The sequence below is a fragment of the Salmonella sp. SAL04162 genome, assembly GCF_046551535.1.
Taxonomy (GTDB): Bacteria; Pseudomonadota; Gammaproteobacteria; order Enterobacterales; family Enterobacteriaceae; genus Salmonella; species Salmonella enterica.
The window spans coordinates 61,255-78,745 of the sequence record NZ_JBGDVX010000002.1; the positions used below are offsets into that span (position 1 = coordinate 61,255).

15 protein-coding genes and 1 pseudogene are annotated in these 17,491 nt (G+C 53.2%); 10 read left to right on the forward strand and 6 right to left on the reverse strand.

Annotated features, from left to right (window positions below):
- Nucleotides 1-1,641: a phosphoglucomutase (alpha-D-glucose-1,6-bisphosphate-dependent) gene (gene pgm, locus ACLJRH_RS04400; RefSeq protein ID WP_000974372.1), complete on the reverse strand. Its 1,641-nt coding sequence runs from the start codon at nucleotides 1,639-1,641 to the stop codon at nucleotides 1-3.
- Nucleotides 1,642-1,665: 24 nt separating this feature from the next.
- Nucleotides 1,666-2,208 carry a replication initiation negative regulator SeqA gene (seqA, locus tag ACLJRH_RS04405; RefSeq protein ID WP_023137387.1) on the reverse strand — a complete coding sequence of 181 codons (543 nt, stop codon included), beginning with the start codon at nucleotides 2,206-2,208 and terminating at the stop codon, nucleotides 1,666-1,668.
- 184 nt (nucleotides 2,209-2,392) lie between these two features.
- Here seqA and ybfF point away from each other — a divergent pair, with 184 nt between their 5' ends.
- The 9 genes and pseudogenes from ybfF to tcuC all read left to right on the forward strand — a co-directional run bounded on the left by ybfF (nucleotide 2,393) and on the right by tcuC (nucleotide 10,028).
- Nucleotides 2,393-3,163, forward strand: a complete 771-nt coding sequence (ybfF, locus tag ACLJRH_RS04410; protein ID WP_000773249.1) for an esterase — start codon at nucleotides 2,393-2,395, stop codon at nucleotides 3,161-3,163.
- A 133-nt stretch (nucleotides 3,164-3,296) separates the two neighbouring features.
- The gene (gene ybfE, locus ACLJRH_RS04415; protein WP_001040939.1) at nucleotides 3,297-3,590 is read left to right on the forward strand and encodes a LexA regulated protein; all 294 of its coding nucleotides are present in this window, start codon (nucleotides 3,297-3,299) and stop codon (nucleotides 3,588-3,590) included.
- 150 nt (nucleotides 3,591-3,740) lie between these two features.
- A complete protein-coding gene (gene fldA / locus ACLJRH_RS04420) occupies nucleotides 3,741-4,271 on the forward strand; it encodes a flavodoxin FldA (RefSeq protein WP_001018621.1) in 531 nt (176 codons plus the stop codon).
- A 203-nt stretch (nucleotides 4,272-4,474) separates the two neighbouring features.
- Nucleotides 4,475-4,560 (forward strand): annotated as a pseudogene (locus tag ACLJRH_RS04425) (ryhB-regulated fur leader peptide).
- Nucleotides 4,553-5,005 (forward strand): ferric iron uptake transcriptional regulator, encoded by a 453-nt coding sequence (gene fur, locus ACLJRH_RS04430; protein WP_000131699.1) that lies wholly within the window; start codon nucleotides 4,553-4,555, stop codon nucleotides 5,003-5,005. The pseudogene ACLJRH_RS04425 and the gene fur overlap by 8 nt, the downstream one beginning before the upstream one ends.
- A 114-nt stretch (nucleotides 5,006-5,119) precedes the next feature.
- Nucleotides 5,120-6,046, forward strand: a complete 927-nt coding sequence (gene tcuR / locus ACLJRH_RS04435; RefSeq protein WP_000423371.1) for a tricarballylate utilization LysR family transcriptional regulator TcuR — start codon at nucleotides 5,120-5,122, stop codon at nucleotides 6,044-6,046.
- 97 nt (nucleotides 6,047-6,143) lie between these two features.
- Nucleotides 6,144-7,547: an FAD-dependent tricarballylate dehydrogenase TcuA gene (gene tcuA, locus ACLJRH_RS04440; RefSeq protein WP_000228705.1), complete on the forward strand. Its 1,404-nt coding sequence runs from the start codon at nucleotides 6,144-6,146 to the stop codon at nucleotides 7,545-7,547.
- Nucleotides 7,534-8,673: a tricarballylate utilization protein TcuB gene (gene tcuB / locus ACLJRH_RS04445; RefSeq protein WP_000811136.1), complete on the forward strand. Its 1,140-nt coding sequence runs from the start codon at nucleotides 7,534-7,536 to the stop codon at nucleotides 8,671-8,673. Before tcuA ends, tcuB begins: the two co-directional genes overlap by 14 nt.
- Before the next feature lie 50 nt (nucleotides 8,674-8,723).
- Nucleotides 8,724-10,028 carry a tricarballylate/proton symporter TcuC gene (gene tcuC / locus ACLJRH_RS04450; RefSeq protein ID WP_000057014.1) on the forward strand — a complete coding sequence of 435 codons (1,305 nt, stop codon included), beginning with the start codon at nucleotides 8,724-8,726 and terminating at the stop codon, nucleotides 10,026-10,028.
- Nucleotides 10,029-10,076: 48 nt separating this feature from the next.
- Here tcuC and chiQ read toward each other — a convergent pair whose 3' ends face one another.
- The 4 genes from chiQ to nagE all read right to left on the reverse strand — a co-directional run bounded on the left by chiQ (nucleotide 10,077) and on the right by nagE (nucleotide 16,362).
- Nucleotides 10,077-10,409, reverse strand: coding sequence for a ChiQ/YbfN family lipoprotein (gene chiQ / locus ACLJRH_RS04455; protein ID WP_000722262.1), 333 nt, complete (start codon nucleotides 10,407-10,409; stop codon nucleotides 10,077-10,079).
- A 49-nt stretch (nucleotides 10,410-10,458) separates the two neighbouring features.
- Nucleotides 10,459-11,871 (reverse strand): chitoporin ChiP, encoded by a 1,413-nt coding sequence (gene chiP / locus ACLJRH_RS04460; RefSeq protein ID WP_023223314.1) that lies wholly within the window; start codon nucleotides 11,869-11,871, stop codon nucleotides 10,459-10,461.
- A gap of 660 nt (nucleotides 11,872-12,531) precedes the next feature.
- A complete protein-coding gene (gene glnS / locus ACLJRH_RS04465) occupies nucleotides 12,532-14,199 on the reverse strand; it encodes a glutamine--tRNA ligase (protein WP_001287186.1) in 1,668 nt (555 codons plus the stop codon).
- 210 nt (nucleotides 14,200-14,409) lie between these two features.
- Nucleotides 14,410-16,362, reverse strand: coding sequence for a PTS N-acetyl glucosamine transporter subunit IIABC (nagE, locus tag ACLJRH_RS04470; RefSeq protein ID WP_001023069.1), 1,953 nt, complete (start codon nucleotides 16,360-16,362; stop codon nucleotides 14,410-14,412).
- A gap of 326 nt (nucleotides 16,363-16,688) precedes the next feature.
- Here nagE and nagB point away from each other — a divergent pair, with 326 nt between their 5' ends.
- Complete coding sequence (gene nagB / locus ACLJRH_RS04475; protein ID WP_001237059.1) at nucleotides 16,689-17,489, forward strand: glucosamine-6-phosphate deaminase; 801 nt, start codon at nucleotides 16,689-16,691, stop codon at nucleotides 17,487-17,489.
- Nucleotides 17,490-17,491 lie beyond the last annotated feature (2 nt).

Sequence of the window (17,491 nt, forward strand, 5' to 3'; positions counted from 1 at the left end):
TCAGGCGTTTTTCAATACTTCGCTAACGATTTCAACGGCTTCTTTCTCAATCTGCTTGCGATGTTCTTCCCCCAGGAAGCTTTCGCAATAGATCTTGTAAGCGTCTTCCGTACCGGATGGACGCGCGGCGAACCAGCCGTTATCGGTCATTACCTTCAGGCCGCCAATCGATGCGCCATTACCCGGCGCTGCGGTAAGACGCGCGGTGATCGGGTCGCCTGCCAGCGTGCTGGCGCTGACCATTTCCGGAGACAGTTTAGACAATGCCGCTTTCTGGGCCGAGGTCGCTGCCGCCTGCAGACGGTTATAGCTCGGCGCGCCAAAACGCGCTGCCAGTTCATTGTAATGCTCTTGCGGGTTTTTCCCGGTAACGGCGGTGATTTCTGCCGCCAGCAGGCACATGATGATACCGTCTTTATCGGTAGACCACGGCGTACCGTCGAAACGCAGGAACGAAGCGCCCGCGCTCTCTTCCCCGCCGAAACCAAAGCTGCCGTCGAACAAACCGTCAACAAACCATTTGAAGCCAACCGGCACTTCTACCAGCTTGCGTCCCAAATCATTCACCACGCGGTCAATCATCGCGGAAGAGACCAGCGTTTTACCGACAGCCACGTCTTTGCCCCACAGCGGACGATGCTGGAACAGATAGTTAATGGCGACCGCCAGATAATGGTTCGGGTTCATCAGCCCTGCAGGCGTCACGATGCCATGACGGTCGTAGTCCGGGTCGTTGGCGAAGGCCAGGTCAAACTTGTCACGCAGCGCCAGCAAACCCGCCATCGCACATTCGGAGGAGCAATCCATACGGATCGCGCCATCTTTATCAAGGTGCATAAAGCGGAAGGTTTGATCAACCTGATCGTTAACTAACGTCAGGTTAAGCTTGTAATGCTCAGCGATACGTTTCCAGTATTCAATACCGGAGCCGCCCAGCGGATCGACACCCAGCGTCAGACCGGCTTTCTGAATCGCCGCCATATCAACGATATCCGCCAGCCCTTCGACAAATGGCTGCACCAGATCTACCGCTTTAACGTGGCCCGAGGCCATTGCCGCATCCAGAGAGATGCGCTTAACGCCTTGCAGGCCATCCGCCAGCAGCGCATTGGCGCGATCTTCTACCACTTTAGTGACGTTGGTGTCCGCCGGGCCGCCATTGGGCGGATTATATTTAATACCGCCATCTTCCGGCGGGTTGTGCGACGGCGTAATGACAATACCATCAGCCAGCGGGCCGCCTTTTTTGTTATGGACCAGGATAGCATTTGACACGGCAGGCGTTGGCGTGAAGCCATTATTTTCCTGCACGATAACGTCTACGCCGTTTGCCGCCAGCACTTCCAGCACGGAAATGAAGGCCGGTTCCGAGAGCGCATGGGTGTCTTTCCCCACATAGCAGGGGCCGGTAATGCCATTCTTCGCCCGCTCTTCAGCAATCGCCTGGGCGATCGCCAGAATATGCGGTTCGTTGAAACTGTGACGACCTGCGCTACCGCGATGGCCGGAAGTGCCAAATTTCACGGCATGTTCTGCATTCCCTGCCTCCGGTTTCAGTACATAATACTGCGCCGTCAGTTGGGCGACGTTAATCAAATCACTCTGTTGCGCGGGTTGTCCTGCGCGGTTGTGGATTGCCATTGCCTGGTCCTTCTAATGCAAGGATTAAATTGTTCCGCAAACCTTTTCAATCAATTCCGCCGGGAATTGCATTGACTGCATGATGTGTTCGATCATGCTGCATTTACGGCCGGTGTTGGTGTTGGTGATCACCCAGTACGGCGTGCCGGGAACGTGCTTAGGTTTAGTTTGATTCCCATTTTTCAGCAGCGTTTGTTCATCCGCCGCAAAATAGACGCGCGTGCGGCCATGCAACGACTCCGTCGCCTCCGCAAACGCGTGGTGATCCAATGAATAGAGTGTAGTCAGAATCAGCATAAAGCGGTTGACCGCTTTTTTCTGCTCGGCATATTCGTCAGACAACAGCAGCTCACGCATCGCGCGAACTTTGTCTTTTACCGGGTTGACCGGTTTCGCTTCGGCAACGGGTTGCGCCGCAGGCGTCCCCTTCACCGCTGAAGTCGTTGGCTGTGTCGTGGCGGAAAACTTCAACATACGCCGTAAAATGTCGGATGCGCTCTCGCCGATATGCTTGGTGTGGCTGGCAATATAGCTATAGAGTTCATCATCAACTTCAATCGTTTTCATCTTAATCCAGTGCGATGTCTTTGCTGAATACAAGTCATTGGGATTATAGGAACAAATCCCAACAGCGGATAGCGTTAAGCCCGGCTGACAAAAAAACTCGGAGTAAACCTTAGAGGTTGCAGCCCAGTGGCAGAATGGTCAACATAATACCCTAACCCGACAGAGCGAAAAAAAGAACTTTGCCATGAAATTAAACATCCGAGCGCAATCTGCACAAAACCTGCACAATAATTCCCCCATCGTTCTCGTTCATGGTCTGTTTGGCAGCCTGGACAACCTCGGCGTACTGGCGCGCGATCTGGTGACCGATCACGACATTATTCAGGTCGATATGCGCAATCATGGTTTATCGCCGCGCGATCCGGTCATGGATTATCCGGCAATGGCCCAGGATCTTCTGGATACGCTTGACGCGCAGCAGATTGAAAAAGCGACGTTTATTGGTCATTCCATGGGCGGAAAAGCGGTAATGGCGCTGACGGCGCTGGCGCCCGATCGCATCGATCGTCTGGTCGCGATTGATATCGCCCCCGTGGATTATCACGTTCGCCGCCACGATCGCATTTTCGCGGCCATTAACGCCGTCAGCGAATCCGACGCGACATCCCGCCAACAGGCGGCAGGGATTATGCGCCAGCACCTCAACGAAGAAGGCGTGATCCAGTTTCTGTTAAAATCCTGGGCTGAAGGCGAATGGCGTTTTAATGTTCCGGTATTATGGGAGCAGTATCCGCATATCGTCGGCTGGGAAACCATTCCGCCCTGGGAATATCCGGCGCTGTTTATTCCAGGCGGTAACTCGCCGTACGTGACCGAAGCGTACCGCGACGCGCTGCTGGCGCAATTCCCTCTGGCGCGCGCGCATGTGATCGCCGGCGCGGGCCACTGGGTACATGCTGAAAAACCAGAGGCGGTTCTGCGCGCCATCCGCCGTTATCTGCACGATAAACGCTAACTGATTAAAAACTCATCGCCTGTGCGCGATTACGCGCGCGGGCGTTGGCGTCGCTTCCTCGCTGATGTATGATGGCGCGCTATCCATCCGGGCATAAGCCTGGCTGATTGTTTCCCCCGAAGTCACCAAAATCATGGCCAAAGAACAAACGGACCGTACGACATTAGATCTGTTCGCGCACGAGCGTCGCCCGGGACGACCTAAAACGAATCCGCTTTCGCGCGATGAACAGTTACGCATCAACAAGCGCAACCAGTTAAAACGCGACAAAGTTCGTGGCCTCAAGCGTGTCGAATTAAAACTCAACGCACAAGCGGTTGACGCGCTGAATGAGCTGGCCGAAGCGCGCAACATTAGCCGCAGCGAGCTCATTGAAGAAATATTAATGAAGCAGCTTATGGCGCTGCGCGGCCAGGGTTTAGTCTGAAAATAAGTTTTGTTTCATATTTCGTGTAGCAGAGCGTGCAGTCCCGCGTGATTGCTGTTTCCGCATATCTGCCTGTTCTGCTATGATTGCCCTTATCCGTGGGCAATTCGCCACCACCATTTCAATAAGTTTCAAGAGGTTATTTTACTCATGGCAATCACTGGCATCTTTTTCGGCAGCGACACCGGTAATACCGAAAATATCGCAAAAATGATTCAAAAACAGCTTGGTAAAGACGTTGCCGATGTGCATGACATTGCAAAAAGCAGTAAAGAAGACCTGGAAGGGTACGACATTCTGCTGCTGGGCATCCCAACCTGGTACTATGGCGAAGCGCAATGTGACTGGGATGACTTCTTCCCGACTCTCGAAGAGATTGACTTTAACGGTAAGCTGGTGGCGCTGTTTGGCTGTGGCGATCAGGAAGACTACGCGGAATACTTCTGTGATGCGCTGGGCACGATTCGCGACATTATTGAGCCGCGCGGCGCCACGATTGTGGGTCACTGGCCAACCGCAGGCTATCATTTTGAAGCCTCTAAAGGTCTGGCTGACGACGATCATTTTGTCGGCCTGGCGATTGACGAAGACCGTCAGCCTGAACTGACCGCCGAGCGTGTTGAAAAATGGGTTAAGCAAGTTTCAGCTGAATTGCACCTCGACGACATCCTCAACGCCTAATCTTATGCGGCGCAGCGTTATATCTGCGCCGCATCAATAGACAAGACCAATCAAAATAATTGCTACAAATTTGTAACTTTCGCACCCATCCCTGTACAATGTCCGGGTGTAATCAGGTGGCGCCAGAATTTGCAGGCAAAACCACAGTTTTATTAACATCTGCGAGAGACTTGCGGTTTTCATTTCGGCATGGCAGTCCTATAATGATACGCATTATCTTGAGTGCAATTTCTGTCACTTCTCTAATGAAGTGAATCGTTTAGCAACAGGACAGATTCCGCATGACTGACAACAATACCGCATTAAAGAAGGCTGGCCTGAAAGTAACGCTTCCTCGTTTAAAAATTCTGGAAGTTCTTCAGGAACCAGATAACCATCACGTCAGTGCGGAAGATTTATACAAACGCCTGATCGACATGGGTGAAGAAATCGGTCTGGCAACCGTATACCGTGTGCTGAACCAGTTTGACGATGCCGGTATCGTGACCCGCCATAATTTTGAAGGCGGTAAATCCGTTTTTGAACTGACGCAACAGCATCATCACGACCATCTTATCTGCCTTGACTGCGGAAAAGTGATTGAATTTAGTGATGACTCTATTGAAGCGCGCCAGCGTGAAATTGCGGCGAAACACGGTATTCGTTTAACTAATCACAGCCTCTATCTTTACGGCCACTGCGCTGAAGGCGACTGCCGCGAAGACGAGCACGCGCACGATGACGCGACTAAATAAGTGTAAATCTTTCGAAGAGCCAACCGCCCGGTTGGCTTTTTTATATCCTCCTCTTTCCTGCCGCTTGATGTTGATTTAATGTAAAAAACGCTATCGCATCTCAGGAGAGCAGGAATGGAGCTTCGCCAGTTACGCTATTTCGTGCGTATTATTGAAACCGGCAGTATGGGCAGCGCCGCACAGGATCTTGATATTGGCGTTTCAGCATTAAGTCAACAGATGTCCCGTCTGGAAAACGAGCTCGCCATCCGTCTGCTGCAGCGCACCTCGCGCGGCGTAACGCCAACCAACGCCGGGCTGGCCTTTTATTCACAGGCGCAACTCGCCCTGCGTCATGCTGACGACGCGATTCTCGCCGCCAGAGAAGCGCGCCTTTCCGGTCATGTGAGCGTAGGAATGGCCCCCAGTACCGCCTCCATACTGGGTATACCGTTTATCCATGCCATGCAGGAAAACTATGCCGATGTCCGACTGCATGTGGTGGAAAGCTTGTCCGGTAATCTGGAAAGAATGATCAATACCCGCCAGATTGATTTAGCCGTTGTCTTTCAAAAAGATAAAATCCTGCGCTGGAGCGCCAGACCGATCCTTGAAGAACAGCTTTTTCTGATTGGCTCCCATGCCCTGCTGGCGGCGCTTCCTGATAACCCGATCACACCTGAACAACTGGCAGGCATTCCGCTCATTATGCCAAGCCAGGGACACGGGCTGCGCGGCAGGCTGGACGCTGTCTGCCAGGAACATGCGCTTAACGTTGAAATCGTCGCGGAAATTGACGGCCTGGCGTTGTTGATGCGCGCCGTGCGCGACGGTCTTGGCGCCACGTTGCAGCCCGGCGCGGCGATTTCTCATCTGGATAACGACGCGCTACGCGTGATCGGCGTCCATAATCCGGTACTCAGCCGCCCCAATTTTTTAGTCAGCCTGTCGGATGATGAACTGACGCCCGCCGGCCTTGCCGCCAGAGTAGTCCTTACCAAAGTTATGCGTCAGTTAGTCGACGCCGGTGAATGGCCAGGCGCAACCCTTTACGCTTACTAAACCCCTGTTTAGCGCTACCTGATAGCGCGCCGCTTATTTATCCGTATACATTTCAATTACAAATTTAACAAATAGTTAAATGGTACGGGAGTATAAGATGGTTGATGTACTGGTGATAGGCGGAGGCAATGCCGCATTATGCGCCGCCCTGACCGCACGGGAAGCGGGCGCATCGGTTCTGCTGCTGGAGGCTGCCCCGCGGGAATGGCGCGGCGGAAATTCTCAGCACACACGAAACCTGCGCTGTATGCATGATGCGCCGCAGGATGTGCTGGTAGAAAGCTATCCTGAAGAGGAATTCTGGCAGGATCTGTGGCGAGTCACCGACGGCAACACCAACGAGGCGCTGGCGCGGCTGGTCATTCGCACCTCTTCGCAATGCCGCGACTGGATGCGCAAACATGGCGTTAACTTTCAACCGCCACTGTCTGGGGCGCTCCACGTTGCGCGCACCAATGCGTTTTTTATGGGCGGCGGGAAAGCGCTCGTCAATGCCTATTACCGTAGCGCCGAACGGCTGGGCGTACAGATTCGCTATAACACGCCGGTTCACGCGCTTGAACTTCATGACGGCGAATTCGTGGCAGCGCTGGCGGGTAGCGAACGTATTACCGCCAAAGCCTGCGTATTAGCGGCTGGCGGTTTCGAATCAAACCGTGAATGGCTGCGGGAAGCCTGGGGAGAAAACGCCCGCGGCGAATGGCCCGCGGATAATTTCCTGATTCGCGGCACGCGTTTTAACCAGGGCGTATTACTCAAATTTATGATGGATGCCGGCGCGGATATCATTGGCGATCCGTCCCAGTCGCACTGCGTAGCGATTGATGCCAGGGCGCCGCTGTACGACGGCGGTATTTGTACTCGCGTGGATTGCGTATCGCTGGGTATTGTCGTGAATCGCGACGCCGAACGTTTTTATGATGAAGGCGAAGATTTCTGGCCGAAGCGTTACGCCATTTGGGGGCGGCTGGTGGCTCAACAGCCAGGACAAATTGGCTATTCGATTATTGACAGCAAAGCCATCGGCCACTTTATGCCGCCGGTTTTTCCTGGCGCGCAGGCCAATACGCTGGCAGAACTGGCCTGCCAGTTGGGGCTGGACGCGGAAAAATTTACCCATACCGTCACGCAGTATAACCAGGCCTGCCAACCCGGTCATTTTGATCATACCTTGCTTGATGACTGCGCCACCAAAAACCTGACGCCGGCGAAAACCCACTGGGCGCGCCCGCTTGATGCGCCGCCCTACTACGGTTATGCGCTGCGACCCGGCATCACGTTTACCTACCTGGGCCTGAAAGTTAACGAACGTGCCGCGGTGCATTTTGCCGGTCATCCAAGCCGCAACCTGTTTGTTGCCGGCGAGATGATGGCAGGAAATGTACTGGGCAAGGGGTATACCGCAGGCGTAGGCATGTCTATCGGCACAACCTTTGGCCGCATTGCGGGAATAGAAGCCGCCCGCGCGGCGCACAAGGAGGCGCAGCATGAAACAGCTTGAAAAATTAATCATTGAGGCCACCGTGCTTACCGAACCGGAAGCCGAGGTCGAACGCGTCATGCAAGTGTGTAACGCATGTCGCTACTGCGAAGGTTTTTGCGCGGTATTTCCGGCGATGACCCAGCGGCTCGAATTCGGTAAAGCCGATATTCATTATCTGGCGAATTTATGTCATAACTGCGGCGCCTGCCTGCACGCGTGCCAGTACGCGCCGCCCCATGAATTTGCCATTAACGTGCCGAAAGCGATGGCGCAAGCCCGCCTGGAGACGTATCAACAGTATGCCCAGCCCGCCGCTTTTGGCGCGTTATACCGCCGGGCGGGGATCACCGTCGCGCTGGCGCTGATAGTCGGTCTGACGCTCTTTTTATTACTGGCGATGGCGCTGAAAGGGTCGCTGATTCATCCACCGCTGGCCGGTGACTTCTATCAAATTTTTCCGCATAGCCTGCTGGCATGGATGTTTGGCTCAGTTTTTGTGCTGGCAATCGGTTTGCTTATGGCGGGCGTAATTCGCTTCTGGCGTGAGATCTCGCCGGGCGTACCGCGTTCGGCGGAGATTGCGGAAGCGTCGCACAATGCGTTAACGCTGAAATATCTCGACGGCGGTCACGGCAAAGGTTGTAACGAAGCGGACGATGCGTTCACGCTGCTGCGCCGTCGCTTTCATCACTTTACCTTCTACGGTTTTATGCTCTGTTTTGCCGCCACGGTCGTGGCGACGGGCTATCACTATGTCGCCGGTTGGGAAGCGCCCTACCCGTTTTTTAGCCTGCCGGTCATGCTCGGCACGCTGGGCGGTATCGGTCTGCTTATCGGCCCGGCCGGGCTACTGTGGCTCAATCTGCGGCGGTCGCCGTTACATGGCGATGCGCGCCAGAAACCCATGGATCGCAGCTTTATTCTGCTGCTGTTCTTAACCAGTCTTACCGGGCTGGCGCTGCTGGCAGGCAGAGACACCAGCGGAATGGGCATACTGCTGGCGCTCCATTTAGGCGTGGTGATGGCGCTCTTTCTCACCCTTCCCTACGGAAAATTCGCCCACGGATTTTTCCGCTGCGCGGCCTTACTCAAATGGGCAATTGAGAAGCGACGCGGAAAACATGCGGGGGATACAGGCAACTGACCCGCAACATCTTACCCATAAAACAATAAAGACAGTGGAGAGCAAACCCTATGGCACAACACACACCTGCAACATCGCGCGCCGGCACGTTCGGCGCAATACTGCGCGTGACAAGCGGCAATTTTCTTGAACAGTTTGATTTTTTCTTGTTCGGATTTTACGCCACCTATATCGCCAGAACGTTTTTTCCGGCGGAAAGCGAATTTGCCTCATTAATGTTGACCTTTGCCGTCTTTGGCTCCGGTTTTTTAATGCGCCCCGTCGGCGCGATTGTGCTTGGCGCCTATATTGACAGAATCGGACGCCGTAAAGGGCTGATGGTGACGCTGGCGATTATGGGCTGCGGTACGTTGCTCATCGCCCTCGTCCCCGGCTACCAAACGATCGGCCTGGCAGCGCCTGCGTTGGTGCTGTTGGGCCGGTTATTACAAGGATTTTCTGCGGGCGTTGAGTTAGGCGGCGTCTCGGTCTATCTGTCCGAAATCGCAACGCCAGGCAATAAAGGGTTTTATACCAGTTGGCAATCCGCCAGTCAGCAGGTCGCGATTGTTGTCGCCGCGTTGATTGGTTATAGCCTGAATATCACGCTGGGACACGACGCGATATCGGAGTGGGGCTGGCGAATTCCGTTCTTTATCGGCTGTATGATCATTCCGCTGATTTTTGTTTTACGTCGTTCATTACAAGAAACAGAAGCGTTTTTACAACGCAAGCATCGCCCCGACACCAGGGAAATTTTTGCAACTATCGCCAAAAACTGGCGCATTATTACAGCCGGAACGCTGCTGGTGGCGATGACCACCACAACGTTTTATTTTATCACCGTTTATACGCCGACCTATGGCAGAACCGTGCTTAATCTCAGCGCGCGGGACAGTTTGATCGTCACCATGTTAGTGGGGGTGTCCAATTTTATCTGGTTACCCATTGGCGGCGCGATTTCCGACCGGATTGGCCGTCGCGCCGTGTTAATGGGCATTACGTTGCTGGCGCTGATCACCACCTGGCCCGTCATGCAGTGGCTGACCGCCGCGCCCGACTTTACCCGCATGACGCTGGTACTGCTGTGGTTCTCTTTCTTTTTTGGCATGTATAACGGCGCAATGGTCGCGGCGTTAACCGAAGTGATGCCAGTCTATGTGCGTACCGTTGGTTTCTCGCTGGCCTTTAGCCTGGCGACGGCGATTTTTGGCGGCCTGACGCCGGCCATCTCTACCGCGCTGGTAAAGTTAACCGGCGATAAAAGCTCGCCCGGCTGGTGGCTGATGTGCGCAGCGTTATGTGGACTTGCCGCGACGGCGATGCTGTTTGTACGTCTGAGTCGCGGCTATATCGCGGCAGAAAATAAAGCCTGAAAAAACCACGGGCGGAAAACATTCGCCCGTGGGTGGCAAGGCAGGGTTTTATTGCACGTTATTATGACTGCGAATTTCCTGCCAGACCTTATCGCAGTCAGCCTTGACCGCCTGATCGTTACCCGTGCGCGTCGCCTGAATGCACTGCTGATAGTCCAGTACCCGCACGCTTTCTTCGTTAGCAAATTGCTGATGTTTACGCTCTTTTTTAAGGACATTCAGCACGCTTTGGCAGGCCTCTATCTTCTCAGGCGAGCCCTGTGCGGTATTGATACAGGCGCTGTACGCCTCTTTCAGCCGACTATCTTCTTCCGGCGCGGATGATGACGCGCAGGCCGTCAAACCGGCGGTCATGCTGGCGATGAGTAAAATTTTTTTCATAGGTCGTTCCTCAACAGCGCGGCAGACCGGCAGCCTGCCGCATCTGACATCAGAAAATAGTGAATGGCGCAATAACGATAAATTTCACGTCACGTTCATCCTGGAAGATGTTGCCGTAACCACCGCCCCAGCTTGGAATATTGGAGTGGTTGTCATATTCGGTGAAGTGCAGTTTGAACATGGTGCCTTTGGCACGCCCCTCCTGCAGGGTATAGACCGCATCCAGACTGTATGAGGACTCTTCGATAGTGCGGTTTTTGTCGTAGTAAGCATCCGGGTTACTTTGCCAGGTTGCCGGTTTAGCATCCCAGGCGTAAACGTAAGACGCGCCCACAGCCCAGCCCGGCAGATTCCAGTTTTTCAGGTCATACATCGCGCCGAAGAAAACCGCCTTTTCACCGTTAGCGTTAAAGTCGGAGCGGTTATCCCACCAGATATCCAGACGACCGTTTGAAGAGGCGTAGGTTGGCGTCATACGTTGCAGAAAATAGCCCTGCTGACCGTCCGCTTTCACCCAGGTGCCTTCCAGACGCAGGTCAACCACTTCCGCGACTTTGTAGCCGAAGGTCAACGCCTGCAGCCAGGCCGTACCGTCGTAAATATCATTCACGCTGCGATCGTCTACTTTGTCGCGCGCGCCGTAGAACTGGTAACTGGTGGTGAACGGATTGCCGCCTAAATCAAATTTATAGCTGGCCTTCGCGAAATATTGATCGACATAGCCTTCGGACTGACCAAACGCCGCTTCCAGCACCAGATCATTTTTGAAGTCGTACTTCGCGCCGATGGAGTGGAGATAATCCACATTGGTTTTTTTATCCGCCTGATAAAACTTATCCATTTCGGTATGCCACGGCGCTTTATATTCGTTAGTCCACATGTAGGAAAAACTTAACGCGCCCGCATCGCCATAGTCAAAACTGGCGCCGGCTTCCGCACCCTGATAGGTACCCGGCATAAAACTCCAGTGCGGCGCTAACAGCGTCTGACCGGTAGGCTGAATATAACCGGCACGCGCCCAGACCGGGCCATATTTAAATTTCGCGGCGGCTTTATAAAGACTGATACCGCTCTTATCGCCGGAATAGTCTTCGTCGTAGCCTTTATTCTTTTTCGAGAAGGCAATTTCGTTTGGATGACCGCTGTCGCCGTTTTCTGCCATTTCAATCGCGGTAAACGCTGCGATATCCAGACCGAACATATCCGCAGCGTAACCAGACTGAAAATCCAGGTTAGCGTTCCAGGTCGCATGAGAAAGGTTAGTTTTATATTTGTCGCCGTCGGTCACATCTTTGCGATCGCGTTCACGCTGCCAATAATAGATGCCGCCCGTTAACGTGGAGTCGTCGAAAAAGCCGGAGGCTTGCGCCTGCGGAACAACGATCCACCCCGACATTGCTGTGATACCGGCGATAGCCAGAGCCAGAGCCAGCGTACTACGTTTGCCACTAAACGTACGCATAAGTTAATCCTCTTTGACGTATAAATTGCTGCCGACAAAAGCGAACAGCGAAAAAATAAAAATAAAAAGTAGCGCTGAGAAACCTCATTTACTACGTTAAATAGACTATTTTTCGCGATGCGAATTATCAATCTCTTTCTGTAACCAGTATGTAATAATATGAGCAACCGCACATATTTAATTGCTTTCTGTTACATTCGGCTGCTGGTGGGGGAAGCAGACCGCCAGAAAGAAAATTGACTTGTTTTCCATAGGCATGAAAATAATTGTCTCCTGTTGACCTGACGCTTATAACATTTAGATTAATAATCATTTATCAGATCAATAATTTTCAGAAAATAATTAATTCGCCTCGCAAAAAAGAGAATCGACTTAGAGCCTATCCCACCAGGCGTTATTGGCGCAGCCAGTTTGGACACGGACAGCGCGCAAAAACCGGAGCGTACACGTAGTACGTGAGGTTTGACTCGCTACGCTCGCCCTTCGGGCCGCCGCTAGCGGCGTTCAAAACGCTAACGCGTTTTGGCGAGCACTGCCCAGGTCCAAAATGGCAAGTAAAATAGCCCTAATGGGATAGGCTCTTGGAAATGCAGAGAAAAAACGCCGCAAAACGCGGCGTTGACAAGGTATTTTTACAGCATTCGCCTGTTGGCGCAGTGCTTATTCGCCCGCTTTCGCCCAGGTATCACGCAGGCCCACGGTGCGGTTAAAGACCAGCTTATCGGCCGTTGCATAGCGGCTGTCGAGGCAGAAGTAGCCTTCACGTTCAAACTGGAAAGCTTTCCCTGCTACCGCCGCTTTCAGCGACGGCTCGCCATACCCCTGCTTAATCACTAATGATTCGGGGTTGATAACGGACAGGAAGTCCTCCGCGGCGCCTGGATTCGGCACGCTGAACAGACGGTCGTAGAGACGAATTTCAATCGGCAGCGCATGTGCTGCGCTAACCCAGTGGATTACGCCTTTCACTTTACGCCCGTCAGCCGGATCTTTACTCAGCGTATCGGCATCATAGGTACAGAAGATGGTGGTGATATTCCCTTCGGCATCCTTCTCTACGCGCTCCGCTTTAATGACGTAGGCATTACGCAGACGCACTTCTTTGCCCATCACCAGACGCTTGTACTGTTTGTTCGCTTCTTCGCGGAAATCTGCGCGATCGATCCAGATCTCACCGCTAAACGGCACTTCACGGCTGCCCATCTCCGGTTTATTCGGATGGTTAGGCATGGTAACCATTTCGCTCTCACCCTGCGGGTAGTTTTCGATAACCAGTTTTACCGGATCGATTACCGCCATTGCGCGCGGCGCGTTTTCGTTCAGATCTTCGCGAATGCAGGATTCCAGCGACGCCATCTCAATGGTGTTGTCCTGCTTGGTGACGCCGATGCGTTTGCAGAACTCACGAATAGAAGCCGCGGTATAGCCGCGACGGCGCAGACCGGAAATAGTCGGCATACGCGGATCGTCCCAACCTTCGACGTGTTTGTCGGTCACCAGCAGGTTCAGCTTACGCTTGGACATCACGGTGTATTCCAGATTCAGCCGCGAGAATTCGTACTGGCGCGGGTGAACCGGAATGGTGATGTTGTCCAGTACCCAGTCGTACAGACGACGGTTGTCCTGGAACTCCAGCGTACACAGAGAATGAGTAATACCTTCCAGCGCATCGCTGATGCAGTGAGTAAAGTCGTACATCGGGTAGATGCACCACTTCGTGCCGGTCTGATGATGCTCGGCGAATTTAATGCGATACAGCACCGGATCGCGCATCACGATAAACGGCGACGCCATGTCGATTTTAGCGCGCAGACAGGCTTTACCCTCTTCAAAACCGCCGGTACGCATTTTTTCAAATAGCGCGAGGTTTTCTTCCACGCTGCGATCGCGGAACGGGCTGTTTTTACCCGGCGCGGTCAGCGTACCGCGGTATTCGCGGATCTGCTCCGGCGTCAGCTCATCAACGTAGGCCAGGCCTTTATTGATCAGCTCGACCGCATAGGCGTGCAGTTGGTCAAAGTAATCGGAGGAGTAGCGAATATCGCCAGACCAGTGAAAGCCTAACCACTCGACGTCGTTTTTGATCGAATCAACGTACTCGATATCTTCTTTTACCGGGTTGGTGTCATCGAAACGCAGGTTGCACTGGCCCTGATAATCTTGCGCGATGCCAAAGTTCAGGCAGATAGATTTCGCGTGGCCGATGTGCAGATAGCCATTCGGCTCCGGCGGAAAACGGGTATGGACAGTGGTATGTTTACCACTCGCCAGATCTTCATCAATAATCTGACGAATAAAGTTAGTCGGGCGGGCTTCAGCCTCACTCATCGTGGATTCCTCAAAGCGTAAACAACGTATAACGGCATATGATCTTATAAGCCGGACAGACTGACAACCTTTAGTTACTTAAAAAGTGGCTTTGCAGAAAATATTGGGGCTAATTGCGGTAAAAAAAAGCGGCGAAGGTTCCCCTCTGCCGCTTATGTTTTCTGTGATATCGCCGGATGACGTCTTACGCCTTATCCGGCCAGGAAGCGATTATTTGCTCTTGATCTCGTACAGCGGCGTTTGACCCGCTACCACGTGACCATCCGCTTTGATGACCAGAGCGCTGAAGTCATCGCTGTTGCTACAAACAACCGGGCTTATCATGGAACGCGCATTGGCATTCAGGAAGTCCAGATCCAGTTCCAGAACCGGCTGACCCGCCGTGACTTCCGCACCCTCTTCTACCAGACGCTTGAAGCCCTGACCGTTCAGCGCGACGGTATCGATACCCATATGGACAACGATCTCCGCGCCTTTTTCGGTTTCCAGACAGAACGCGTGGTTAGTGTTGAAGATTTTCACAATAGTACCCGCCGCCGGAGAAACCACGGTTTTATCGGTGGGTTTCACCGCTACGCCGTCGCCGACCGCTTTGCTGGCGAAAGCTTCATCCGGTACCTGATCCAGCGCCACTACCTCACCGGTAATCGGAGAGACCAGTTCAGCGATAGTCACCGCATTCGGCACCGCCTGGGGTTTGGCCGCCGGAGCAGGTGTTGCAACGTGAGCCGCATCAGCAGACGCTGCCGCGACCGGTCCCCGCGCCACCACTTTCTTCATTTCATCGCCAATCGATTCCGCTTTCGCGCCGACAATAACCTGAATGGTCTGTTTGTTCAGTTTAACCACCCCGGAAGCGCCGAGGCGTTTGCAGGCCGCATCGTTGACGCGAGCAGAGTCGTTCACGGTCAGGCGCAGACGGGTAATACACGCATCGATCGCTTTCAGGTTGTCCGTACCGCCAACCGCAGCAATATAGCTGGTCGCCAGTTGCGTTAACCCTTCTTCGGTGTTGCTGTTGGCTTCTTCCGTTACCATCTCATCAACTTTATCTTCGCGGCCCGGCGTTTTCAGGTTAAACATACGAATAACCGCGCTGAACAGCAGGAAGTAGATGATAAAGAATACAACGCCCATCACCAGCAACATCCAGACGTTATTGCTGGCCGCTGGCAGGTTATACATCAGAACATAGTCGATCGCGCCTGCCGAGAAAGAGAAGCCTGCATGGATACCCAGCAGCGTCGCGACGAACAGGCTGATACCAGTCAAAATGGCGTGCAGGAGGTACAGCAGCGGCGCCAGGAACATAAACAGGAATTCCAGCGGCTCGGTTACGCCGGTCAAAAACGCGGTGATCGCGACAGACAGCAACATACCGCCCACCATCGGACGACGTTCTTTCGGCGCGGCGAAATACATCGCCAGAGCAGCGCCCGGCAGACCAAACATCATGATCGGGAAGAAGCCGGACATAAACATCCCCGCCGTGCCGTCGCCAGCATAGAAGCGGTTGATGTCGCCGTGGAATACAGTGCCTGCGGCATTGGTGAATTCGCCAATCTGGAACCAGGCGATGGTGTTCAGTACCTGATGCAGACCGGTTGGGATCAGCAGACGGTTGATGAAGCCAAAGATACCGGAACCCAGCGCGCCTGCGGAAACGATCCATTCACCGCCCGCATGGATGCCATGCTGTACCGGCGGCCAGACGTAACCGAAAATAGCGGCCAGCACCAGACAGAAAAAGCCCGTTGCTATCGGCACAAAACGTTTTCCACCGAAGAAACTGAGAAAATCAGGCAGTTTGATACCAGACCAGCGATTATAAACCGCGCCGCCGACCAGACCGGTAATAATCCCCGCCAGCACGCCCATGTTGATTTCCGGGTTAATCGTCACCATCGCTTTGGTCATGACGAAGTAACCCACGGCTCCCGCCAGCGCTGCCGCGCCCGCGCTATCTTTAGACCAACTGGATGCCACGCCGATAGCGAAGACCAGCGCCAGGTTATCGAAAATAGACCCGCCCGCTTGCGCGATAAACGGCATATTCAGCAAATCTGGTTGGCCGAATCGCAGCAACAACGCTGCCACCGGCAACACGGCGATAGGGAGCTGCAACGCCCTACCCAGCCGCTGGAAAAAACCTAAAATATTCATCTTATTCCCCCTACGAGACGCCGATATGGCTTCTTTGAAGCCGTTTTTTATTGTGCTGCAAACGTTAAAAACGTGATGTTCTGTAATCGAACGGTGAGATCATCTTCTACAGAGTGTGTGGAAAATTAATTCGCCTCGCAAATTAAACGGGTGTTTTTTGTGATTATAATCACTAAATATCGTAATCACCCCCACCATCCACTGGCTAACACGGAAAACTTATTTTATGATTCAAAAAATCAGGACGGATTGAACACGAACCCTGGATATCCAGGTTACGCTTAATACGATCCGCCAAATTTTGACATTGATTATTGAGGTGAAGAATGAGACTGATCCCCCTGAGTACCGCAGAACAGGTTGGCAAATGGGCCGCTCGCCATATCGTTAACCGTATTAATGCGTTCAAACCGACCGCCGATCGTCCGTTTGTCCTTGGACTGCCTACCGGCGGCACGCCGCTAACGGCGTACAAAGCGCTGGTTGAGATGCACAAAGCGGGCGAGGTCAGCTTTAAGCATGTGGTCACCTTTAATATGGACGAATATGTTGGCCTGCCGAAAGAGCACCCGGAAAGCTACCACAGCTTTATGCATCGTAACTTTTTCGATCACGTTGATATTCCAGCAGAAAACATCAATCTTCTCAACGGTAACGCACCGGATATCGATGCAGAATGCCGTCAATATGAAGAAAAAATTCGTTCTTACGGTAAAATCCATCTGTTTATGGGCGGCGTCGGCAACGACGGTCACATCGCCTTTAACGAACCGGCGTCTTCCCTGGCTTCCCGTACCCGTATCAAAACGTTAACCCATGATACTCGCGTAGCGAACTCCCGCTTCTTTGACGGCGACGTAAACCAGGTGCCGAAATACGCGCTGACGGTAGGCGTGGGCACGCTGCTGGATGCGGAAGAAGTGATGATTCTGGTGCTGGGCCATCAGAAAGCCCAGGCGCTGCAGGCGGCGGTTGAAGGCAACGTCAACCACATGTGGACTATTAGCTGCCTGCAACTCCATCCGAAAGCGGTTGTGGTATGCGATGAGCCGTCCACAATGGAACTTAAAGTTAAAACATTGAAATATTTCAATGAATTAGAAGCAGAAAATATTAAAGGTCTGTAATG